12 protein-coding genes and 6 pseudogenes are annotated in these 22,613 nt (G+C 70.0%); 7 read left to right on the forward strand and 11 right to left on the reverse strand.

Annotated elements, in window-relative coordinates:
* Window positions 1-216: 216 nt before the first annotated feature.
* Window positions 217-1,278, reverse strand: coding sequence for a polyprenyl synthetase family protein (locus tag ACZ49J_RS02725; protein WP_467447437.1), 1,062 nt, complete (start codon window positions 1,276-1,278; stop codon window positions 217-219).
* Complete coding sequence (locus ACZ49J_RS02730) at window positions 1,275-2,375, reverse strand: polyprenyl synthetase family protein (RefSeq protein WP_467447438.1); 1,101 nt, start codon at window positions 2,373-2,375, stop codon at window positions 1,275-1,277. Before ACZ49J_RS02730 ends, ACZ49J_RS02725 begins: the two co-directional genes overlap by 4 nt.
* A 601-nt stretch (window positions 2,376-2,976) precedes the next feature.
* Between ACZ49J_RS02730 and ACZ49J_RS02735 the strand changes: the two genes are divergently transcribed.
* The 3 genes from ACZ49J_RS02735 to ACZ49J_RS02745 all read left to right on the forward strand — a co-directional run bounded on the left by ACZ49J_RS02735 (window position 2,977) and on the right by ACZ49J_RS02745 (window position 7,017).
* Window positions 2,977-4,332: a tetratricopeptide repeat protein gene (locus ACZ49J_RS02735; RefSeq protein ID WP_467447439.1), complete on the forward strand. Its 1,356-nt coding sequence runs from the start codon at window positions 2,977-2,979 to the stop codon at window positions 4,330-4,332.
* Between the two features lie 239 nt (window positions 4,333-4,571).
* Window positions 4,572-5,975 (forward strand): cytochrome P450, encoded by a 1,404-nt coding sequence (locus tag ACZ49J_RS02740; RefSeq protein ID WP_467447440.1) that lies wholly within the window; start codon window positions 4,572-4,574, stop codon window positions 5,973-5,975.
* Window positions 5,976-6,468: 493 nt separating this feature from the next.
* Window positions 6,469-7,017, forward strand: coding sequence for a hypothetical protein (locus ACZ49J_RS02745; RefSeq protein WP_467447441.1), 549 nt, complete (start codon window positions 6,469-6,471; stop codon window positions 7,015-7,017).
* A gap of 1,329 nt (window positions 7,018-8,346) precedes the next feature.
* Here ACZ49J_RS02745 and ACZ49J_RS02750 read toward each other — a convergent pair.
* A complete protein-coding gene (locus ACZ49J_RS02750; protein WP_467447442.1) occupies window positions 8,347-9,642 on the reverse strand; it encodes a DUF418 domain-containing protein in 1,296 nt (431 codons plus the stop codon).
* Between the two features lie 313 nt (window positions 9,643-9,955).
* Window positions 9,956-11,167, reverse strand: coding sequence for a DUF418 domain-containing protein (locus tag ACZ49J_RS02755; protein ID WP_467447444.1), 1,212 nt, complete (start codon window positions 11,165-11,167; stop codon window positions 9,956-9,958).
* 164 nt (window positions 11,168-11,331) lie between these two features.
* Here ACZ49J_RS02755 and ACZ49J_RS02760 point away from each other — a divergent pair.
* Window positions 11,332-11,994: pseudogene (locus ACZ49J_RS02760) on the forward strand (response regulator); the annotation flags it as partial.
* Window positions 11,995-12,532: 538 nt separating this feature from the next.
* Here ACZ49J_RS02760 and ACZ49J_RS02765 read toward each other — a convergent pair.
* From ACZ49J_RS02765 to ACZ49J_RS02775, 3 genes and pseudogenes are all read right to left on the reverse strand, one after another.
* Window positions 12,533-12,788, reverse strand: a pseudogene (locus ACZ49J_RS02765) (PIN domain-containing protein); the annotation flags it as partial.
* Window positions 12,789-12,905: 117 nt separating this feature from the next.
* Complete coding sequence (locus ACZ49J_RS02770) at window positions 12,906-14,144, reverse strand: RsbRD N-terminal domain-containing protein (RefSeq protein ID WP_467447445.1); 1,239 nt, start codon at window positions 14,142-14,144, stop codon at window positions 12,906-12,908.
* Window positions 14,145-14,387: 243 nt separating this feature from the next.
* Window positions 14,388-14,534: pseudogene (locus tag ACZ49J_RS02775) on the reverse strand (IS5/IS1182 family transposase); the annotation flags it as partial.
* 207 nt (window positions 14,535-14,741) lie between these two features.
* On the opposite strand from ACZ49J_RS02775, the gene ACZ49J_RS02780 reads away from it, so the two are divergent.
* Both ACZ49J_RS02780 and ACZ49J_RS02785 read left to right on the forward strand, forming a co-directional pair.
* On the forward strand, window positions 14,742-15,434 hold the full coding sequence (locus ACZ49J_RS02780; protein WP_467447446.1) for a response regulator transcription factor: 693 nt from the start codon (window positions 14,742-14,744) through the stop codon (window positions 15,432-15,434).
* The gene (locus tag ACZ49J_RS02785) at window positions 15,431-16,882 is read left to right on the forward strand and encodes a HAMP domain-containing sensor histidine kinase (RefSeq protein ID WP_467447447.1); all 1,452 of its coding nucleotides are present in this window, start codon (window positions 15,431-15,433) and stop codon (window positions 16,880-16,882) included. Before ACZ49J_RS02780 ends, ACZ49J_RS02785 begins: the two co-directional genes overlap by 4 nt.
* A gap of 208 nt (window positions 16,883-17,090) precedes the next feature.
* On the opposite strand, the gene ACZ49J_RS02790 is transcribed toward ACZ49J_RS02785, so the two are convergent.
* Window positions 17,091-19,241, reverse strand: coding sequence for an MMPL family transporter (locus ACZ49J_RS02790; protein ID WP_467447448.1), 2,151 nt, complete (start codon window positions 19,239-19,241; stop codon window positions 17,091-17,093).
* 10 nt (window positions 19,242-19,251) lie between these two features.
* A pseudogene (locus tag ACZ49J_RS02795) lies at window positions 19,252-19,476 on the reverse strand (aromatic-ring hydroxylase C-terminal domain-containing protein); the annotation flags it as partial.
* A gap of 261 nt (window positions 19,477-19,737) precedes the next feature.
* On the opposite strand from ACZ49J_RS02795, the pseudogene ACZ49J_RS02800 reads away from it, so the two are divergent.
* A pseudogene (locus tag ACZ49J_RS02800) lies at window positions 19,738-19,872 on the forward strand (TetR family transcriptional regulator); the annotation flags it as partial.
* Window positions 19,873-19,995: 123 nt separating this feature from the next.
* On the opposite strand, the pseudogene ACZ49J_RS02805 reads toward ACZ49J_RS02800, so the two are convergent.
* Both ACZ49J_RS02805 and ACZ49J_RS02810 read right to left on the reverse strand, forming a co-directional pair.
* Window positions 19,996-20,594, reverse strand: a pseudogene (locus tag ACZ49J_RS02805) (IS110 family transposase); the annotation flags it as partial.
* Window positions 20,595-21,558: 964 nt separating this feature from the next.
* The gene (locus tag ACZ49J_RS02810; protein ID WP_467447449.1) at window positions 21,559-22,428 is read right to left on the reverse strand and encodes a LysR family transcriptional regulator; all 870 of its coding nucleotides are present in this window, start codon (window positions 22,426-22,428) and stop codon (window positions 21,559-21,561) included.
* Between the last annotated feature and the right edge of the window lie 185 nt (window positions 22,429-22,613).

The following is a 22,613-nucleotide window of genomic DNA, read 5'->3' on the forward strand; positions in this document are numbered from 1 at the left end:
GCGGGGCGCCGGCCCGCGAGCGGGCGCGGCAGGGGACTGGGAGAACGGTCGGGATGTCGACCAGACCGTGGTGGACGACCGGGGCCGGTCCTGTCGGGCGGAGGGACGCACGGCGCACCGCCGAGTGGCCGTGCGGTGATACGCGTCCGCGTGTGCCCAGCTGAGGTGGTGCGGTGCAAAGGTCCGCCGAAGCGGCCAGGCACCCGGGCATCCGTGTCAGTGATCTCGGAGGGCCAGCCACGCGGCGAGCGTGCGCAGCGGCCGGGTGTCGCCGGCGGGCAAGCGGATGGCGTCGAGATGGTCCAGCGCTTCGGTCAGGTGTCGGTGCGCGAGGCCGCTGGTCCGCTGCCGTCCTCCCGCGCGCTCGACGAGAGAAGCGGCACGCCGGAGGGTGTCGGCGTCGTCCAGGGCGGGGTCGCGGGCGTAGAGCTCGGCCAGCTCGGCGGTCTCGGGAGCGTCCGAGCCGAGGGCGGCCACCACGGGCAGGCTCTTCTTGCGTGCGTGGAGGTCGGCGCCGGCCGGTTTGCCCGTCGCGCGGGGGTCGCCCCAGATGCCGAGCAGGTCGTCCACGTGCTGGAAGGCCACGCCGAGGGAGCGGCCGAAGGCGTCCAGTTCCGCCGCCTGCCCCTCGTCCGCCCCGCCGGCCAGGGCGCCCAGACGGCACGCGGCGCCCATGAGCGCGCCGGTCTTCCGCGTTGCCATGGTGGTGCACTCGGCGAGGGAGACGTCGGCCCGTTCCTCGAACCCGATGTCCTCGAACTGTCCGCCGATGAACTGCTGCACGGCCTCGTTCAGCGCCGTGGTGGCCGATGCGCCCCGGCCGTCGTGCTGGACCAGGGAGATCGCCAGGGCGAGCATGGCGTCCCCGGCCAGCAGTGCGCCGGCGACGCCGAAGGCACGCCAGGCGGCGGGCCGGTGCCGGCGCGTGTCGTCTCCGTCGATGATGTCGTCGTGCACCAGCGAGGAGTCGTGGGCGAGTTGCACGGCCGCGGCGCAGTGCGCGCCGGTTCCGGGAAGGGCGCCGAGGGCCCGTGCGGAGAGCAGGGCGAGAGCGGGGCGTACCGCCTTGCCCCAGCCGTCGGTGACGGGCCGGCCGTGCGCGTCCCACCATCCCAGGTGGTAGCCGACGACGATCCGTGCCTGCGGGTGCAGGGAGTCGACCGCTTCGCGCAGCAGCGGGTCGGTCACCTCCCTGGCGTGGTGGAGCCATGCCTCGGGACCGGCATCCCCGACGGGGGCGGTGCGGGTGCTCGTGTCTGTGGCCTCAGCCGCGTTCACAGGGCTGCTCCCTTCGGGGCGGGGGCGGTCGGGACCCGGGTGGTCCACTGTTCGTGGCGGGCCAGCACGTGACGGAACAGGGCGGACAGGGTGTCGACAGGGCCGGCTTCTCCTCCCGCCCGGCTCAGCGTGTGCAGGGCCTGGTCGAGGTAGCGGCGGGCGGTCCGCTCGGCCGCCGCGCGCCCACCCGCCTCCTCGACGAGGCGGGCCAGAGCGGCCAGTTCGGCCTCCGCGGGGGTCTCGGTGGCGCTCAGCCGAGCGGCAAGCCGGGATCCGGCTGCGGTTTCGGAGCGCAGCGCAGCAATGACGGGGTAGGTCCTCTTGCCCCTGCGCAGGTCGCCGTAGGCGTCCTTGCCGCTGGCGGCGGGATCACCCCACAGACTCTCGATGTCGTCGGCGATCTGCCACGCCACGCCCAGGTCCCAGGCGGCGGAGCGGAGCATGCGGGCCGCCGTCGCGGGGGCGTGGGCGAGAACCGCTCCTACTTCGAGGCAGCCGCTGAGGAGACCGCTGGTCTTGGCGCACGCGGCCAGATAGTCATCGGTGTCCACTGCGTCCACCGGGCCGCCGTCCAGTTCCAGGTCGGCGGCCTGTCCCTGGATGATGGCGTCCACCGCCGACGTCATCACCCCGGTCGCCGGCTGCCCTGCGGTCCCCCGGACTTCGGTGACGACCCGCAGCGCCTGGCCCAGCAGCGCGTCGCCGGCCAGTACGGCGGGCCCCCGCCCGAAGACCACCCAGGCGGTGGGGCGGCCCCGCCGTAGTTCGTCGGCGTCCATCAGGTCGTCGTGCAACAGGGAGAAGTTGTGCACCAGTTCGGCGGCGACCGCGCCGGGCACCGCGGAAGCGGTGCTCCCGCCGAACGCCCGCGCCGCGAGCACGGCCAGGGCGGCGCGCAGCATCTTGCCCGTGTGGCCGTCGGTGGGTGTGCCGTCGGGACGGCACCATCCCAGGTGATAGGCGCTGATGCGAGCCAGCTGGGGATGCAGGCCCCCCACGACGGTGCGCAGGGCGGGAAGCGTGGCAGCCCTGCATTCGGCCAGCGTCTTCCCGACGGTGTCCGCAGCCGGGGCGCTGAGGACCTCTGTCTGGTTCATGGACGTCGTCTCCACTCCCACTGGTCAGGTCATGACGGTGCGCCGCGAGGCCCGCGGACTCGCCGGGCCGATCGAGGGGGCGCGTCGTGCGATGACCGCAGGCGCCGACGCGCTCAGGACCGGCTCGCGCGGTCGCACGGCGCGCTCGGCCCGGCTCCGGTGCCGGCGGCGCACCCGGTCCTCGCGGGCGCCGCGTTCTTCTCTGTGCTTGTCTGTGCCGGTGGTCCGAGAGGCGCACCGCGCGATCCTGACCGAGAAACGGCGCGCAATTCGGGAACCGAATTCACTGATCTGCCGACACCTGAAGTCAAGCAGCGGCTCCTGCCCAATTCCAAGGGATTCCCGACATGCCGGTGTCCCACGGGTCGCCTACTTGTGAAGTTGTGAACTCGTGATCGAACGTATTGTCCGCCACCGCTCCGGCGGCCGCCGTCACCCACGGGAAGTGGCCAGAAACACCCGTTACACATTCGGTTGACGCGGTCAACCGATAAAGGTGTTCTGATCGCGAGACGGGACCAGCGGGCAGTCACAGCGTGACGGCAGCCACCGGCACGGCGGGTTTCCGTTTCTGTCACAGAAATACGCTCAAGGAGTTTTCGTGGCACGCAGCCATCCGAATCAGCAGCTGAAGCGGCTCATAGGGGAGGCGGGATTGTCGGGCGAGGCTCTTGCCCGGGCCGTCAATCTCGCCGCCGCTGAGAACAAGCGGGTGCTTCAGTACAACCGCAAGGCGGTGGCCGGCTGGCTGGCCGGCTCCCGCCCCCCTGCCCCGGTACCCGTACTGGTGGCCGAGATCCTGACCCGGCGGCTCGGCCGGCACATCAGCGTCCAGGAGACCGGACTGGCGCGGGTGCCGGACGAACCGACGGACGCATTACGCGCGACCGGCGGCAGCGGCCGGGAAGCACTGGCGATGCTGACCACGGCCGACACGGGTTCGGAAACCCGGGCGACGTTTCGCGCCCTTCCCTTTCGGCTGGGCAGCACTCCGCCGGCCTGGACCGAGACCGAGCCACGTCCCACCGTGGGCGACTGGCGATTGGGGCCGGGCGACCTGGCAGCCTTGACGCACACCATCACGCACTACGCGGAGACCATCGACACCTACGGCGGCGCCCACGGCCGCACCGCGCTGGCCACCTATCTGGCCACGGACGGTGCCGCCTTCCTCGCTGCCCGAACCGACCGGCGGACCCACTCGCTGCTCCTCGGAAAGCTGTCCCGGCTGACCCACCTGCTGGCCCGTATGTGCGCGGACTGCCGTCAGAGCGGGGTGGCCCAGCAGTATTTCCACGTGGCCGCGCAGCTGGCGATCGAGGCCGGGGACCGCACCCAGTACGCCGTGACCCTGCGGGCGATAAGTGCGCTGTCGAGTCAGCTCGGGCATCGGGACACGGTGCTCGCCGGCTCGGCGTGGTCGGCCGCGCCCGAGGACGCCCCGCCGCCCATCCGGGCGTACCTGATGAGTCATCTCGCCGTGGTGCACGCGACGGCGGGGGAAGAACACCGGTCGCTTTCGGAGCTCTCGGACGCGATGACGCTGCACGGCGGGCAGGACGACCCCTCCTCCCCCTTCAGCGGCTATCCCGTGGCCGCCCTGCACTACCAGCGGGGCCATGTGCACCAGAGCCTCGGCGACTACGGCCGGGCCGCTCAGGCGCTCGCCGCGTCCCTGCGGCACCGGCCGCCGCGCGCACACCGCGCCCGCGCGCTGACGCTCGCCAGGCTCGGAGAGATCCATCTGCTGGAGGGACGGCTGGACCAGGCCTGCGCCGTCACCGACCAGCTGCTCGACCACTACGGGCGGATCCGCTGCCCGCGCACCGCCGACCGGCTCGAGGATCTGCGCGCACGGTTGCTGCCCTACGCACGGCGGCCGTCGGTACGGTCGATCCTCGGCCGCTTGAGCGACTACACCACCTACCAGAGCTCCCCTGAGCGCCTCGCGGCATGAACGGCGCCCCGACGACCCAGTGACGGACGGGCACGTGCGGCACCGTCGCCATCTGTCCCGACCGCGTCACGGCACACAAGGTCACAAGCGTGAGCCGCGGAGGACACCTACGAGCCGGGCACCCCTGCCGGACGACGAGCGGTCCGCATGCAATGGAAGGAGAGGTCGGCGGGCCGACGCCCCGCGGGGCCAGGCCGGTCGCCGCCTGCCACGCCGAATCACGGAAAGGGATGCCAGGGATGGAGACGAACCCGGCCGAGGTGCCCACTGTCGGCGGACTGCCCCTTCTGGGCTCTCTGCTGGACCTGCGGCGAGACCCGTTGGGCACGTACGAGCGGGCCCGCGGGGAGCACGGTGACGTGGTGCGGATCGTGTCCGGGCCACCCGGGCTGCGTACGACGATCCACTTCGTCTTCTCTGCCGCCGGCGCCCAGCAGGTGCTGGCGGGCCAGTCGGCCAACTTCCGCAAGGACGACCGCTTCTCGCAGGAGATGCGGCAGACCTTCGGGAACGGCCTGCTCAGCAGCCTCGACGACGACCACATCAGGCAACGCCGACTTCTCTCCCCACTGTTCACCAAGAAGCGGGTGGCGGACTACGCCACGGCCGTGTGCGACGAGGCCGACATCCTGTGCGCGGAGTGGGAGGCCGATCACAGCGGGCGTCCCGATCTGAACGAGGACATGAGCCGACTCACCGTAAGGATGATCACCCGCATCCTGTTCGGCTCGGATGCCGAGCAGGCGGCGGAGGTGGTGCGGCGCTGCATGCCCGTCCTCAGCACGTACACCCTCCGGCGCGGCCTCATGCCCGTGAACCTGCCCCGGTCCTGCCCCACACCCGCCAACCGCCGGGCACGTGCGGCTCAGGGGGATCTGCACGCACTGTGTGACCGCCTGATCGAACAACGTCGGCGCAGCGGAACCTCGGGCAACGCGGCGGGGACCGATCTGCTGACCCTGCTCATCAACGCGCGCAGCGCGGAGGACACTCCGCTCACCGACGAGGAGCTGCGCGACCAGGTGCTGGTCTTCCTGCTGGCAGGTTCGGACACGACGGCCACGTCACTCACGTTCACCATGTACCTGCTGGCGCAGCACCAGGACGTCCAGGACTCCGTCCGCAACGAGGTGCGTTCCGTCCTCGGCGGGCGTCGGCCCGCCCCGGCCGACCTGGACGCCCTGCCCTCCGTGGAGCGGGTAGTCAAGGAGGCCATGCGTCTCTATCCGGCGGCACCGGTCCTCATCCGCCGGGCGGTGCGGTCGACGGTCATCGACGGGTACGCGATACCGGCCGGCGCCTACGTGTACGTGTCGCCCTGGGTGACGCACCGCCATCCCTCTTACTGGCCGGACCCCGAGCGTTTCGCCCCCGACCGCTTCCACCCGGAGGAGGAGAGCAGCAGGCCGCGCTACGCGTGGTTCCCGCTCGGCGGCGGCCCGCGCTCCTGCATCGGCAACCACTTCGCCATGCTGCAGATGAAACTCGCCGTGGCGACGCTGCTTCAGCGGTACCGCTTCACCGAGGCACCGCCGCACGTCCCCCTGGAGGTGGGTGTCACCATCCGGGCGGCGCGGGCCGTGAACTGCAGTCTGTCCCCGGTCGGCCGCGTTACGGCGGACACGCCTTCCCGGTCCCGCTGAGTCCGGCCAGGCCCGCCGTGGCCCGTGGCCGCCGGAGCCGGCGAGCGGTGCGGATGTCCACTGTGCGGGCACCGCCCGCGGCTCCTGCGCTGCACCCCGACACCAGGCGGAGTGGATATCGCCGTCGGTGACCCGCCAGGAGCCGAAACGGACCTGAACCGGTCCGCCACATCACCCCAAACGGGCACCCCGGTACCCCAGGGAGGAGTGACCGTCCGAACAGACAGCACCACAAACCGGCGAATACCCTGCGTCTTCAACCTGCGGGCAATGCACGGAAAGATGCCCGGCAGCGGTCACTGGAACTCGACCGATTCTGGTCAATCATTCCTCTCCTGCAGCTGTCACTTGTCTCGACCTAGAGGCTGCCTTAACCTGTTCATTACTGCTAAATGATTTATCGAGCCGAATCCGGCACGGCGAGGTGGCGCGAAGTCAGCCCACTGAAATGCGTGGCGCATACCTTCGTTCGGACCCTCGATGGGAGACAGGAATGGGCGGTGAATCGCCTTTGTTCAAGAGATCCGAACAGGGCGCGCAGAAAATCAACGATGCCTTGGCGATGCCGCAGGCAATCGTCACTACCTCACGCCGCATCACGTCCGGACGTGACCTGTCCGGACCGCTCGCCACCGACGATCCCTTTACCTGGCTGCCGTGGCGGCCTGACGAGGACACGGGCGAGGGCGAGGAGAATGAGCCTTCCCCTCAGGAATTCCAGCAATCAGCACCCTCGGCGAGCCGTGTGCCCGAGGACGTTGCGATCGCCGTGGAGGTGGCCGGCCCGAGGCGTATGGGGATGCGCTGGATGACCGGTGGTTCTGCGAGACGACCGGCCCGGTCGGCACGCCGGATGAACAACGACTCGTGCAACAAGGACGCCGACGTCACCGACGAGGCCGCCGTGCTGTCGAACCTCGGCGCCAGGACCCCCGCCAACCACCTCGTGCGGCTCATCACCGATCAGGGTGCACATGGACTACGTCATCGCGCTGGAATCCCTGATGGCCAGCCCCGACGACAAGCACGAGGGCGTCACTGAAAGGCTCCGGTCCCGCGCATCCGCCCTGTTCCTCACCCCGTCCCCGCGCGCGAGCGTCGGGACAATCGTGCTCCGGTGGTGACCGAGGCTCCCACGTCACCGCTCTGGTAGGTGGCCACCACCAGCGCGCCGGGCAAGAGTCTGGTGTGAGGGGTGAGCGGGACACTCATGCCGGTCGTCGGCGGGTGTCCACGGTGAAGGTCGTCTCGACCGGGGCCGACGGCTCTGGGTCTTGGCGGCCCGGCCCCGGACGCACCTCGGAGATCACTGGCTGCCGCTCGCGGTCTGAGCGATGACCAGCGCCGCAGACCTTGGCCTGCCATTACGGCCACACAGGCTCCGCCCTGACGCCGAGGGCGGAGCCTCTGCGTGCGGGAAGGGGAATCCGCTGCGGACAGGTTCGAGACCCGCTCGTGAGCTGGAGCGACCGCCCGCCCTTGCCCTCGCTCCGGGCGACAGGGGCCTCATTGAGGCCGCGTTGAGGCCACAAGGACAGGAACAGACTGGCAAGGGCTGCGAAGCATCAGCAGAGGTTCACAACGCTGACCTGCCAAAACGTCAAGAACGAGCGAAGAAGCGCAAGGACCGCCAAGATCCCCAACAGACTCATGATCCGTCGGCCGTGGGTTCAAGTCCCACCCGCCCCACTTCAGCAGGTCTCTGACCTGCGGAAACGTTCATTTTGTCCTGTCGGATCGTCAACTTTGCCTGAACGAGGACTGAATTCGCTGCGCGTGAGTTCGGCTCCGCTGCGGTCGGTGTTGGTTCACATCGCTTTGACCTGCGCAGATGTTGTGTTCCGGTGCTGGTGCAGGTTTCTGCGGGTGGCGTGTACGAGGCCTTGGCGCCGGATTCTGGACGCTGGCTGGACACGAGGATTCGGACGTGCTGCCCGGGGACCTTCGGGTTGGCGGCTCTGCCGGGCCCGGCGGGTGGGCACGGAGGCAGCCCGAACGGGGTGCGGTCCGAGTTGGGACGCGAAAACGGCCCGTACTGGAAACGGCCCGGAAACGACCGACAGACATGGCGGGGCGGGCCGGACCGGGCGGGTCCCGCCCCACTTCAGCCGCACCGGTGTTCCTGCTCATCCCGGCCATCGAGAGGCATCGATGGCCACTGCTCAAGCGTGACGTGACCCGGTGTGCAGGCGCGGGCGGGCTTGGTTCTTACCGACGGGACCTGGCACCCGAACCGGCAGGGCTCGGCGGCGGCCGCACACCCCTCAACAGAGGTATGCCCGCCCGCCGCCGGGCCCTGCCCTTTCAGGGTTGTGATCTTGAGCAGCAGTCACTTCCGGTGTACGGACTTTCCGGGGTGCCCGCCCGAGGCTCAGCGGACGCGGTTCGCCAGTTTGGTGGTGGTGTTGAGGAGGTACTCCAGCGGTCCGCGGTGGAAGAAGCGGGACCAGATCGCCGCGAACAGGGTCGCTGCGACGACGAAGCAGAGCAGCAGCTCGAAGGAGGCGGACTGCGGTGGGGTCACCGCTTCGCCGGGCAGGGCGAGGATCACCAGGATGTGGCTCACGTACAGGGTCAGGGACATGGTTCCGACGGCGATGACTGGCGCTGCCAGTCGGCGCAGCACCGGCAGCCGGTCCACGGCCACCGTCAGGCACAGGATCACGGTGATCGCGACACCCAGGCAGCCGACGAGGTCGAACGTGGAACCGCTGTGCGGCTCCGCCGCCAGCAGCCCCCAAGCGTCGGGGCCCCACAGCCCACTGCCGACCGGCAGGTCGAAGCCTCCCTCCGCCATGCCGGGATCCTGCATGGCACTGCGGTCCTTGAGGACGTCGAAGTCCTTCATGCCAGGCATCCCGGCCATGATCTCCTTGGCGCCGCCGGTCAACCGGAGCGCCAACCACGAGACGCCGTATCCGAACGCGATCAGCGCGGGCCCTACCACGGCCAGCCGCCGCCGCACCGCGCCTGAGGACAGATCAAGCCGGCCCAGCGCCATGCCGGTGACCACGAACGTCATCCAGGTGATCGCCGGGTAGAAGCCGGTGAGCAGGAAGTCGAGCACGCCCACGCCGGAGAGGCGCGCGATCGGGTCGTAGGAGTCGATGGTGTTCACGATCGATTCGCTGAGCAGCGCCCGCAGGCAGTACGCCACCTGCGGCGCGATGACCGCGAGTGCCACAGCGATGGTCGCGAGCGTCCTGGCCCGCAGCCGCAGCAGGGGCAGGGCCAGCAGGAAGTACACCGCGTAGAAGTTGATGATGACGCCGCCGCCGAAGTCGGTCATCGCCAGCGCGGTGCCCACCACGAGCAGGATCACGGCCCGGATCACGATCCTGGCCTTCGCCTGCCGGCCGGCCAGTCCGGTCTTCGGCTCCATGCGGCCGGCGATCAGCACCAGCGAGAATCCGGCGAGGGTGGCGAACAGAGCCGAGGCCCGGCCGCTCGCCAGCCAGACGAACCAGGTGCCCGCGCCGTCGCCGGAGGTGGGGAAGGGATTGAAGGGGCCGACGTGCACGGCGAACATTCCGAACACGGCCACGGCACGGGCGAGGTCCACTCCGACCAGCCGTGCGGTCGACGAAGGGCGTTTCGTCGCCGTGGCGGACTCGGGTGCGGGTAAGGGCTGGGCAGGCGCCTTCTTGGCGCTTTCGATCTCGGTCACCGGGACAACCTTGCCGAGGCGGGGGCGGTCGACCATCCGCCGGGCTTCAGGAGGCCCCCCGCCGGTCGGCCGGCCGGGCCCCCTCCGATCGGCGGGGTCCCGGTCTCGGTCGTACAGGCACGCCTGTGGTGATCAAGCTGGTCGCCGCGATGCCGCGGGTCGGCAGGCTCACCACGAGGCGGCAGTTCTTCCGCTCCGCCTGAAGGCCGAGCGGCGTCACTTCTCATCGATATTGATCACGGAGGCGAGGCGGGGTGACGTCCGAACTCGCGTCGGAACGGCATCCGTGGGAGGTGACCCACCCCGATGCGTCTCATCGGATGCGGTGGGCCAGTCCGGTCGCCCTGCCCATCAGCCATTCGAGCGGCCCTCGCTGGAAGAAGCGGGACCAGAGGGTGGCGAGGACGGTGACGGAGGCGATGAAGCCGAGCAGGATGTGCAGCGGCCGGACTGCCGATGTCTCGGTGTCCAGGAGCCAGATGGCGACGATGTGGTAGACGTACGCCGTCAGTGACATCGAGCCGACCGCGATGACGGGCTTGGCCAGGCGGCGCAGTCTGGGGAAAGCGTCCATGGCGGCCAGGCACGCGATGATCACCAGGATTGCCACACCCGTGGCGGCCATGATGGACAGGGTCGCCTCGCTGTGCGGGGCTGAGGCCAGCATCCCGGCGGGGGTGTCGCCGAAGATGCCGATGCTGTCGGGTGATACGGACGACACCGACGACATGCCCGGCCCCTGTTCGGCTTTCCGGACGGCTTCGGCGGCACCGGGTACGAGACGCACCGCCAGCCAGGAGCCGCCGTACCCGGTGACGGCGAGGCCGACGCCGGTGAGGGCGAGGCGTACACGGGCGGCCGTGGCAGTCAGGTCGCAGCGGGCGACAGCCATACCGGCGATCACGAACGGAACCCAGGTCACGGCCGGATAACCGCCGGTGAAGAACAGCGAGACGGGCCCGTCCGCCTGGCCGTAGGAGAGGAACACGCGGCCGCCGACCACCGGCTTCAGCAGGTACAGCAGCTGCGGGCCCACCAGGGCCCATCCTGCGGCGATCAATGCCAGTGGCTTGGCGCCCAGCCGGTACAGCGGCAGCACGAGCAGGAAGAACAGTCCGTAGAAGGCGAGGATCGGCACGACCGGGGTGCCGGTCATGGTCAGGGCGGTGCCGAGCGCCAGCAGGATCACGGCTCGTATGACGACCTTGGCGACGGCCTGGCGGCCGGCCAGGCCGGTCTTCGGTGTGCGGCGCCCGGTGATGAGGACGACCGCGAAGCCGGCCAGGACGGCGAACAGGGCGGAGGAGCGGCCTTGCGCCAGCTCCATCAGGAAGCCGATGACACCGCCTTGGCTCGGGGCGGGGCCCACGTGGACCGCGTACATGCCGAAGACGGCCAGGCCGCGGGCCAGGTCCAGCCCTAACAGTCGGCCCACGCCCGGCGCGCCCGTCGAGGGCTCACCGCGCTCGCGTGCGGGGGACGGTGCGTCGGCCGGGAACGGTGGGGAGTCCGGGTGATGGGTCATGCCCCTCAGGCTGGAGACCGGGCCGATCACGGACTATCCGGCAGGCGGCAGTGATGTCCCTGCCGACTGGTGGGTGCCACCCCGCCGGGTGGCTGGAGCTGCCGCCCGCCGGGCCGCAAGGGCTCCGCGTGGCTTCAGGGTCGAGTCGGCATGGGCCGGACGGCATGAATGAAGGTGAGGCGGGGCGTGTGATCCGGGTGGTGGTGGTGGTGGTGGACGACGAGGCACTGGTCCGCTCGGGCTTCGAACTCATTCTGGGCGCGTCCGAGGACATCGAGGTCGTCGCGACCGCGAGCGGGGGCGACGCCGCCGAGGCCGTCCGGCGGGAGCGGCCCGACGTGGTGCTGCTGGACATCCGGATGCCGGACGTCGACGGGCTCACCGTCCTGCGCGAGCTGCGGACGATGCCGGACGCTCCGGTGGTGGCGATGCTGACGACGTTCGACGCCGACGAGTACATCCTGACCGCCCTGCACTCCGGCGCGGCCGGTTTCCTCCTCAAGGACACCGAGCCGGAGCAGCTCGCCCACCTGGTGCGGACCCTGGTCGCGGGCGGTGTGGTGTTGTCCCCCAAGGCGTCGCGGACGCTGCTGCACAGTCACCCCGGCACCGAGGCGGCTGTCGACGCAGAGGCAGCCCGGGTCCGGCTGCTCACCGCGCGGGAGCGTGACGTCCTCGTCCTGGTGGCGGAGGGGCTGTCGAACGCCGACATCGGGGCGCGCGTCCACTTGGGGGCGGGCACGGTCAAGGACCACGTCAGCGCGATCCTGGCGAAGCTACGGGTGACGAGCCGGGTGCAGGCCGCGCTGCTGGCGCAGCGGGCCGGATCGTGGCCAGCAACCTCCCTCTCTCAGGCTTCGATTCGATCATGCCCAAGACACTCGCCACCGCCGCTGTTGACCGGCTCCTGCCCCACGCTCACTTCATGCGCCGGCCCGCACAGCGCCGGCCATGTCGCCTACCTGGAGCGTCATCACACAGCTGGGACGTTCCCGTGCTCGGCTTCTGTTCGCGCTGGGGCATGAGGACGATGCGGCCCCTTCTGGGCGCCGACGGCATAGATGCTCCGCTGGTGCCGCCACCCGGTACAGCCCGACTGAGCTATCCCGCGTACTTGGGGGCGATCCACCTGCCCTTGAGTCGCTGCGCGTTGGAAAGGTAATCCGCTGCGCATGGCTTCGAGACCCTCTCCTCAGCTGGGGAGAGGGTCCGTGAACCGGGTGCGCGTGCACATCTGGGACGCGTTCTGGACGCCGGCTGGACACGAGGATCCGGAAACCGGGAGACGGCCCGGGTCGCTCGGAGTGACCGCCAGGGGTCGGGTCGGTCAGAAGCTCGGTGCTCGTCGGTGCCGCGCGAGTTCTGCTGCTTGAGGTCGATCGTGCGGACCGGCTGGCCTGTCGTGCGGGCGATGGTTTCGAAGCCGCGGCCGTAGTGGAGGAGGATGGTTCCCGCTTCTTCCGCGGCTGCGGCCACCAGGAGGTCGACGGGGCCAGCACTACGGTGTTCTCCTCTTGGTGGTCAGTTGTTCTTGGATGATGCGGGAACGGCGGTAGACGCCGTCGGGCATGGGGCGCCAGGCGTAGTGGGCGTCGAAGGCCGCCTTCAAGCGGGTACGGTCGTGTGACGGAGCGGGCCGAGTATCGGAAAAGACCGACTCCCGGATGAGGTCCGGGGCAATGACCTGTGGGTGGCTGGTCGAGCCCCTGATCCGGCTCCCCGCCCGATGACCGTGCGGTTATGCGCCCCGCGTGTACGTGAGCCCGAGCTGCGCGCAGGCCAGGAGCGCCACCTCGATGTCCAGACGGTGTTCGGTGAGAGGGTGGCCGAGTATCTCCTCGGCCTTGCGCACGCGGTAGTGGACGGTGTTCTTGTGGACGTGCATCCTTGCGGCGGCGTCGGTGAAGCTGCCTCGTGCGTCGAGGAAGACCTGCACGGTTTCGCGCAGGCGGACTGTGGCCTCGTCGTCGCGCATGAGGTCACCGAGCACGCGTCCGGCCCAGGCTCTGACATCGGTGAGATGGTCGACGAGGAGGCCGGCCAGCCCGACCTGGGCATGAAGGAAGAGCGCACGACCGGGGGCGGCCCCGGTGGCGGCGACGTCACGGGCACGCTGCGCGTCACGGAACGTCTGCCGGAATCCGTCGAGTCCGGGAGACGGGTCACCGACGGCGACGCGCAGGACCGGGTGCCTGCCCAGTTCCTCTTCGAGCCGGTGGACGTCGAGGACCGGCTTTCCGGCGGAGGAGATCCACGCCCAGCATGTCTGTTCGTCCGTGGAGATCGTCAGTGGGGCCTTGCCGGTTGCCGCGCCCAGTATCGCCGCGCTTGCCCGCAGCCCGGCCGCGGCCGGGGCGGGTGTACCGGGCTCGGCCCAGATGATGGCGGCCAGATGCCATCCGCGCAGCGACGTCGAGAGCATCTTCTCGGCCGAGACGAGGTCGAGCCCTTCCGTGTCGAGCACGGCGCGGACCTGGGCGGCGCGGGCGGCGTCGGAGCGGGTGTCCCACCGTCTGCGTTCGTTCTCGTAGATGTCGATCAGGCCTTCGATGACCTGGTCGATGTAGCTGTTGACCAGGAGCGCCATCCGGCTGGTCGTGGCCAGCGCCTCGTCGGTGGAAAGCTCCAGGCGGCGCAGATAGGTCATGACCCACTGCACGAACATGTGTTCGCCGAGGCGGTAGGCGCGCAGCAGTGCCTCCAGCGACAGGTCGTGCTGGGCGAAACGGCGTGCGTACTCCGCGGCGGCCGGCGGCACGGTGATGTCGTCGAACGAGATGCTCAGCCTCAGCATGTCGAGGATGGCCGCCAGGTTCGACGCGGTGCTGGCGACCATGAGCCGCCGTACCGCGTCGTCGTGCCGGAACTCGGGGATGACGTGGACGAACATTGAAGTCATCTCGGTGGTGAGGCTCTCCAGATCGGCCTGGATGTACTTGGCGACATCCCGCACGGTCCCGTCCATGTCGGTGCTCATGGCTGACGGTAACCGGATGCCCGGTGTCCGCGACAGGACTCGTCTCCATGTTCCCCTTCGTTTCGTTCCCGCCCGCCCGGTACCCAGCACCCTGTGCCTTTGTGACGGCGGCACAAAGCCGCCCTTCCGAGCTGGGACGACGGTCCATGGTCGGCCGGGTGCGCCGTTCCTACCTTTTCCTCACTACCTCCGTCACGGGCGACTCAATGGTGAGGAAACGTGCAGCACATCGCCGAACTGCCGGAGCGCGTTGACGATCTCCCGCATCTCGTACCGGCCCTGGTGGCCGCCGATCGAGGGGTGTGCGGCCTTCCATGCGCTGATCACCGACTTGATCAGCGCCCACTGCCCGTCGGAGAGGTCGGTCTTTTAGGGCTTGCGCTCACTCAGGTGTCCAGCCCAGCACGCCCGAGCCCGCCGACCGGCTGAGATGCCGCAGTCCCACACGTTCAGGCGACGACACATCACCTACCGGATCTCATACCGCCCTCTTAGGTATCCGTAGGAGCGCGGCCCCCAGCGACGCTCTAATCCTGGCCTCAGGTTGATCGGGGACAATGAGCGGCAAAAACACCGACTGGAAGGGGGCGGGCCGGCGTGCGGATCATGATCGCGGATGATGAAGCGGCCATCCGTGAGTCGCTGGAGCGGGTGCTCCAGGTCGAGGGTTACGACACCAGCACCGTCGCCAACGGTCTCGCCGTGCTCGACGGGGTCGGTGGGGCCGACGGTGACACGCTGGATCTGCTGATCCTCGACGTGATGATGCCCCGCCTCGGCGGGTTGGAGACCTGCCGGCGGTTGCGGGCCGCGGGTCGGGATCTGCCCGTGCTGATGCTGACCGCCCGTGACCAGGTCTCCGACCGGGTCACGGGGCTGGACGCGGGCGCCGACGACTACCTGCCCAAGCCGTTCGCCACCGAGGAGTTACTGGCCCGGGTGCGGGCCCTGCTGCGCCGGCGCACGCCGACCGACGGGGAGTCGCAGATCCTGTCGTTCGCAGACGTCCGGCTCGATCCCGACAGGTTCGAGGCGTGGCGGGGCGGGCGGCCACTGCGCCTGACCCGGACCGAGTTCTCCCTCCTGCAGGTCCTCATGAGCAACGCGACCCGGGTCCTGACCCGCGACGCGCTGTTCGAGGCGATCTGGGGCTTCGACATGAGCGCCACCGCCAACAACCTCCAGGTGTACGTGAGCTACCTGCGCCGCAAGATGGAGGCCGAGGATGAGCCGCGATTGATCTACACGCTGCGCGGCCTGGGTTACGTGCTGCGGGAGACTCCTCCGTGAGCAGGCCCGCCGGCCGGGAACCGCGCCGGCTGACCCGATGGTGGCGCAGGCGGTCCCTGCGGGCCAGGCTGACGGTGATCGCGGCGACGGCCATCGCGGTCAGCGTGTTCGTGGCCTTCCAGGTGGCCAGCGAACTACTGGGCTGGGAGCTGCGGGACACCGCCGAGAATCAGCTGCGCGCCGACTCCCGCGTCCTGGCGACGAACGCGCAGCGCGCCGGTCTGGCGCGGGTCCAGCTACCGCCGTATCCCGGATCCGGTCGGCTGGTGCGGGTCATCCTGCCCGACGGCTCGACCCGGACGCCGGCCGGCCAACCCGCGCTGCCACCCGTCAGCGAGTACGCCGGGCGCGTGGCGCGGGGCGCGTCGGCCGACCTGATGGAGTCCAACGACAGCGACGAGGACGGCTACCTCATCTACACGCTGCGGGCAGGCGACGGCGCGGTCCAGGTGGCCCAGGTCACCGACGACAGCCCGATCAACCAGTTCGGGTTCGGCATGCTGCTGATCGGGCTGCTCTGCGTGGTCGGCGGCACCCTTGTCGGGCGGACCGTGGCGCGGACCGGGCTGGCACCGATCGACCGGCTCACCGCCGCCGCGGTACGTGTCGCGCACACCCGGGATCTCGACGCCGACATCCCGGATGAGGGCGGCGGGGAGATCCGGCGGCTGATCCAGTCGATCAACGACATGCTCGCCGCGCTCCGGGACTCCCGGCGGGCCCAGCGACTGCTCGCCGAGGACGCCGCCCACGAGCTCAAGACCCCGCTCACCAGCCTGCGCCTCAACGTCGAGCTGCTGATCCGGCTCGATCGGCGCGGCACCCTGGACAGCGCACTGCCGGCGGAGAGCCGGACCCGGCTGCTCAACGATCTCGGCGCCCAGGTGGCCGAGTTGAGTACCCTTGCCGCCGAGCTGACCGACCTGGCGCGCGGTGACGTCAGTGACGAGAACACCGAGGTGCTCGACCTCGCCGACGTGGTGGTGGCCGCCGCGACCCGGGCACGTTCCCGCGTGCCCGACATCGAGGTCGCGCTCGACGTGACCTCCGTGTGGGTGAGCGGGCGTCCCGCTGCGCTCCAGCGGGCGGTGCTCAACCTCATCGACAACGCCGGCAAGTGGTCCCCCGCGGACCAGCCGGTCCAGGTCCGGCTCCGTGCCGAGAGCGCGTCGGCGGTGCTCGAGGTCGACGACGCCGGGCCGGGCATCGACGCCGCCGACGTACCGCGGGTGTTCGACCGGTTCTACCGTGCCGACAGCGCCCGGGCGTTGCCGGGATCCGGTCTGGGGCTGTCGATCGTGCAGCGGGTCGTCGACGCCCACGGCGGCCGGGCCACCGTCGCCCGCTCCGCACGCGGTGGCGCGCTGCTTCGGGTCGACCTTCCGGCCGCGGCCCCGCCCGCCCCGATCGCGCGGCGCACCGCCGGTGAGGACACCGCGGTGCCCTGACCCCAGCCCCGGCCGCACGGCGCAGGACCAAAGGGCGGCGGCCGTCGGGCATGGCCCCGCGCGGCTCACCGTCGGGGCAGGACACCGCGATGCGCCGACCCCAGCCCCGGCGTGTGGCGCAGGACCAGAGGGCGGCGACCGCCGGGCCCATGAAAAAGATCCGGGACGGGCCTGGGGCCCGTCCCGGATCTCGTCCGTGCCGCCGCGCTCACCGTTGCAGCGCGGGCTCCTCGTCGTCGGCGAGCGGCTGTTGACCGTCCGGCAGCTCCGCCGCCGGCCGGGACAGCCGGCTCGGCCACCACATCCGCCGGCCGATCAGCAAGGTGAGGGCGGGCACCAGGACCGACCGCACCAGCAGGGCGTCGAGCAGCACGCCGAAGGCCACCAGGAACCCGACCTCGATCAGCATCACCAGCGGAAGTGTGGCGAGGACCGCGAACGTGGCCGCCAGGACCAGGCCTGCCGAGGTGATGACGCCGCCGGTGGCCGAGAGGGCTTTGAGCATGCCCTCTCTGGTGCCGAGACGCACGGTCTCCTCCCGGGCCCGGCTGGCCAGGAAGATGTTGTAGTCGACGCCGAGCGCCACCAGGAACAGGAATGCCAGCAGCGGCACCGAATAGTCGACACCCTCGAACCCGAGGATCGTGTCGAAGACGAACACGCTGCCGCCGAAGGCTGCGGCGAACGAGACGATCACGGTGGCCATCAGGACCAGCGGGGCCAGGATCGCGCGCAGCAGCAGCCCGAGGACGATCAGGACGACGGCGAGCACCAGCGGGATCACCAGCTTCTCGTCGCGGCTGGTGGTCACCTCGGTGTCGAGGTTCTCCGCACTCGGCCCGCCGACGATCGCCTCCGCCCCGCTCACCGCGTGCACGGCGGTGCGCACCCGCTTGATCGTGTCGTACTCTGCGACGGTGTCCGGCGCGTCCTTCGGGAACACGGAGATGTTGGCCCAGCCACCGCTGGTCTGCTCCGGGACGGCCAGGGCCACACCGCGAGTGTCCTTGACGATGTCGAGCACCCGCTCCTGGTGCGCCGGCCGCGTGAAGATCGTCATCGGCTGGCCGCCGAGCTCCGGGAAGTGCTGGCGCAGAACGGTGAAGCCGGTGACCGACTCCGGCGCGGACAGGAACTGGTCCTGCTCCCGCAGGGCGCCGGTGTTGCCCGCAAGCCCGATGGCGAGCACGCCGAGGACTCCGAGCGAGCCGAGCGTCGCCACCCACCGGCGGCGGCTGATGGCGGTGCCGAGCCGTCCCCACAGCCCCGGCTTCTCCTCCACGGCCGTGCTGAACCTCGGGATGGCCGGCCAGAAGATCCGCCTGCCGAGTACCACGAGCACCGCCGGGAACAGCGTCAGCATGGCCACCAGCGCGCACAGGATGCCGGCCGCACCGATCGGGCCCAACCCGCTGGTGCTGTTCAGGTCCGCGACGAGCAGGCAGAGCAGGCCGGCGACCACGGTGGCCGCGGACGCGACGATGGCCGGCGCCGCGCCACGTAGCGCGTGGACCATCGCGACCCGGACGTTCTCATGGTGGTGCAGTGCCTCCCGATATCGAGCGATGAGCAACAGCGCGTAGTCCGTGCCGACGCCGAACACCAGGATCGTCAGCAGCGCCGAGTTCTGGTCGTTGACCACGATGCCGAAGCCCTTGACGAGCAGGTAGACGGTCCCCATCGCGGTCAGTGCGGCCGCGCCGACGGCCACCAGCGGGATGATCCACAACACCGGGCTGCGGTAGGTGAGGATGAGCAGGAGCGTGACGACGGCGATGGTGGTGAGGAGGACCTTCACGTCGATGCCGTCGAAGACGGCGTCCATGTCGCCGTCGATCGCGCCCGGGCCGGTCACGTCGAGTTCCAGGCCAGCGGGGCGGTCCTTCGCGGCGTCACGCAACGGGCCGACGATGTCCTCCGGTGCGCCGTAGGTCGTGCTCACATCGAGGGTGAACATCATCGCCTTGCGGTCGGTGGAGGGTCTCGTCGGTGAGCCCTCGTCGTCCTCGCCGGCCGCAGCCGTCGCCTTCGGCGGGTAGCGCTTGGCAAGGGTGTTGTAGTGGCGCTCGACCGTCGCGCGGTCGGCGTCGGTCATGCCGCCGGCGCGGTGGTACACGAAGACGAACGTGTTGTCGTCACCATCGGGGAGACTGTCCTCCAGCACCGCCACCTTGGTGGACTCGGCACCGGCCGGCAGGGTGTCTACGGCGCTGTCGGTGGTGACCGAGCTCAGCTTTCCGCTCAGCGGCACCATGGCCGCCGCCAGCACCAGCCACAAGCCGATCACCAACCACGGCACCCACCGGCCTGCCAACCGACCGGCCGGCGCTTCCCCGGACGGCGCTGCGTTGACTGCCATCACTAGCCTCCTACATACGGGTTGCATCGCTTGTCTGGACGCCTACTTCGTACCGAGCGAACCTTGGACGACTGTTAAAGCGGTGCTCAGGCCGGTTGGCCGAACCATGTGCCAGCGCACGCACCAGCGTGGTGGCGTCGAGGTCCCGCCCGGTAGGCAAGGCCCAGGCGACACAGCCGTCGGGCCGGATGAGCAACGTGTCGACGTCCACCCGGTCCGTGCGGGCGGTGACGGTGTTGACCCGTCCGGTTCACGTGGCCGCGGCGTCGCGGACCTCCGCGCGGTCGGACGAGGTCGAGCAGGAGCCCACGACCCTCACGCAGCAGGTCCGCCGACCGGGTCAGCGCGGTGACCCACCGCGACGGTGCGCGGGTCTTCGCCGGTTCGCACTCAACCGGGTCCAACACCCCCGGCTTCGCCGACGTGTTCATGGGCACCCTGCGCGACGCACGACGACGATGCGGCGACGGCGCTCTTCGCCGTGGCCAACTTCACCGTGGGCCCCACCTTGGAGGAACAGGCCGTCCTCCAGCGGGGAAGCGGGGTACCGGCGGATCCGGGAGTCCTACGCGACGCCGTGACGGCGGGCACGTACCCTCACCTCAGCGCCACCCTGCCTACGCTCACCAGCACGGACTTCACCCGCCCCTTCGAGTTCGGGCTCGGCCTGCTCATCGAGGGCCTGAGGGCGGGCTCGCCGGGGGCAGCAGGTGAAGCGGTGCTTCCTGCACCGATGCCCCCATACCCGGACCTTGCGGAGCTTGCGTTTGGCCATCTCCGCGAGTGCCTGCGGGTCGCGTTCGCCGCGGATGAGGGCCTCCAGCATGGCCCGGCCCGAGACGCCCATGATGTCGGAGGCGACCGCGGCCAGCTTGATCCCGGTGTCCTCCAGCAGCTTCTCCAGCCGCTGCAACATCTGCCCGCGCTCACGGGTCATCTGGGTGCGGGCCCGGGTCAGATCCCGCAGTTCGCGCACCGGTGCCGGTGGCACGAACGAGGGGCGGACCAGGCTGTGCGCGCCGAGCTGGGCCAGCAAAGGGGCGTCGGAGACGTCCGTCTTGCGGCCGGGCAGGTTCTTGACCTGCCGGGCGTTGACCAGGATCACGTTCAGGTCTTCGGCCAGCAGGTAGTAGAAGGGCTTCCAGAGTCCGAGGTCGCCTCGATCACGACGAGCGTGACCTCGGCGGCGAGCAGGTGGTCCCGCAAGGCGAGCACCGCGTTCGTCGTCGAGCCCCAGGTCGTGGTCTCGTTGGTGAACAAGCCACGGCGCTTCGTACTCGGAGTGCGGACGCATACCTTGGCGTCCTTCTTGCTGATATCCAGACCGGCGCAGCGTTCGTGCAGCACGTCCACGGCCCTCTTCCCTCCCTTGGACAAGCGGTACGCCGTTCCGGGAGGGCCAGGGCGAATCAGGAATTCTGACGCACGTGCTTCGCAGCAACACTCCACGGTTCCCGTGGACGGCTCCCAGTGCGACGCTGACCTGCGAGCTCACCGGCATCACAGAGGCATCGGCCGGAACGAACTCCACCAGCGTCCCGGACCGCCACCAGCCCACATCAGGGCACACAAGAAGCACCTCGGCGCACGCCAGGGCATTTACCACGCCCCCGGCGCGCACCACAGGTGCGCTGGATCGCTGACCTGCGGAAACGTCTCTTCCGGCGTGTGGATTCAGGACTTTGCGTGAACGGACTGAATCCGCTGGTCGCGACTTCAACGACGGTTCTCTGCGCGATGGTTGACACCCTTCTGACCCGCACCGATGGATGAGTCCATGGGTTCGTGCATAAGTGGCGGACTGTTTGTCCGGCTGGTGAGCTCCCGAGTTGGGACGCTGATGGGACACAGGGATCAGGAACGGACAGCGGAAGGTCGATCACTCCAGGGCTGCTGCGGGAGCTAGCGACACGTCGTCGTTCGCACACGGCACCACGACTTCCCCACGGGCCGCTCAACGCTTCGCGACAGCCGGCGCTGGGCACAGTGACGAATACGCTTGCTCGGGGGATCTGAACCGCGAGACCGGCCTCGCTGGTCATGGCGATGGGAGCCCCGACACAAGCGATCGCCATCGGGCCACCGGGGCCCTCGACGACATCGTTCGACTCACCTCGCGCAGGGCTGCAGACGACCTTCAAGGGGCTCCGCCGATGTGCCGGTGGACATCGCCGGACTCTTTGAGCGGGCGGCAGGCAGACCAGGGAAGGCGCGACCGCCTGTTCTTCGCCTGTGGCGTCAGCGAGGCGAGCGGCAGCGCCGAAAGCCCGCGCCGGGATGCGCCGGCGGAACACCACCGCGGATTCCCCTGGCTGACTCACGGAACCCTGTCGAGAAGGCGCGTGGCATGGCGGACGGCGGCGATGGCGTGGCGGTCGTCGGTTGCGCGGGTGGCGACGGCGATCTCCACGGGCGGTCCGTCGAGCGGGACGAACCGGACGTCCGGGTGAGGGTAGAAGCGGCCGGCGGCCTCGGCGTGCAGGGCTATGCGGCCGGTTGTCGCCACGGCTCCCGGTATGGCGGCGGGGTGGCGCAGGGCGCCGCGGCTGTGGGACCCGTCGGAGGCGGGGCCGGACCATGCTTCGAGCGCGGGATGGGCGAGGGCGGTAGGCAGCCACGGGCTGTCACTGAGGTCGGCCTCGGTCAGACGGTCGGCGTCGGCGAGAGGGGAGCGCGCGGGGACGACCACGACCCGGGGCATGGTCAGGGCGTGCTCGAAGACGAGCCCGTCGACGGGGCCGACGTACTGGACGATGCCCACGTCGACCCGGTGGCTGCGGACCGCTTCGTACTGGTCGGCCAGGTCCAGTTCGGCGTAGGAGAAGGCGATCCCGGGATCGTGTCCGTGCACCGCCGCAGTCAGGTCCGTCCAGCGTTCGGCGAGTCCGAATCCCAGGACGCCCAGCGTGAGGAGCTTTTCGTCGGCGGCGCGGCGGCGGTGGTGGTGTTCGGTGAGGGAGTCCACGGTGTCGAGCAGAGTCCGGGCCTCGGTGATCAGCCGCTCGCCCTCAGGGGTGAGGGTCACCCGGCGGCTGGTGCGTTCGAAGAGCTGGGTGCCCAGTTCCCGTTCCAGCCGCTGGATGTGGCGGCCGAAGGGCTGGGGGCTGATGTAGTGCCGCTGCGCGGCCCTGCCGAAGTGCAGTTCCTCCGCCAGTGTCACCGCGTAGCGGAGCGCCCGGATGTCCATCCTCGTGCCTCCCGCTCGCTACCGCCCGTACAGCCGGTGCTTCCGTTTACGTCAGAGGACGTCGAGCCGTCAATCCCTCGGTCACGGCCGGTTCACAACCATTTCGGCTGATGATCCCCGGCTTCCTCCTCTGGTGAGGTGAGTCCACGGGAGGCACTGCCTCTGTGACTCGGATGACGAAGGAG

This window comes from Streptomyces sp. NPDC030840, assembly GCF_055572015.1.

Excerpts from the sequence above, each read along its gene's own strand:
- ACZ49J_RS02810 (WP_467447449.1), bottom strand. The coding sequence starts at position 22,428 with ATGGACATCCGGGCGCTCCGCTACGCGGTGACACTGGCGGAGGAACTG.
- ACZ49J_RS02790 (WP_467447448.1), bottom strand. The coding sequence starts at position 19,241 with ATGGCAGTCAACGCAGCGCCGTCCGGGGAAGCGCCGGCCGGTCGGTTG.
- ACZ49J_RS02770 (WP_467447445.1), bottom strand. The coding sequence starts at position 14,144 with ATGAGCACCGACATGGACGGGACCGTGCGGGATGTCGCCAAGTACATC.
- ACZ49J_RS02755 (WP_467447444.1), bottom strand. The coding sequence starts at position 11,167 with ATGACCCATCACCCGGACTCCCCACCGTTCCCGGCCGACGCACCGTCC.
- ACZ49J_RS02740 (WP_467447440.1), top strand. The coding sequence starts at position 4,572 with ATGGAGACGAACCCGGCCGAGGTGCCCACTGTCGGCGGACTGCCCCTT.
- ACZ49J_RS02730 (WP_467447438.1), bottom strand. The coding sequence starts at position 2,375 with ATGAACCAGACAGAGGTCCTCAGCGCCCCGGCTGCGGACACCGTCGGG.
- ACZ49J_RS02745 (WP_467447441.1), top strand. The coding sequence starts at position 6,469 with ATGGGCGGTGAATCGCCTTTGTTCAAGAGATCCGAACAGGGCGCGCAG.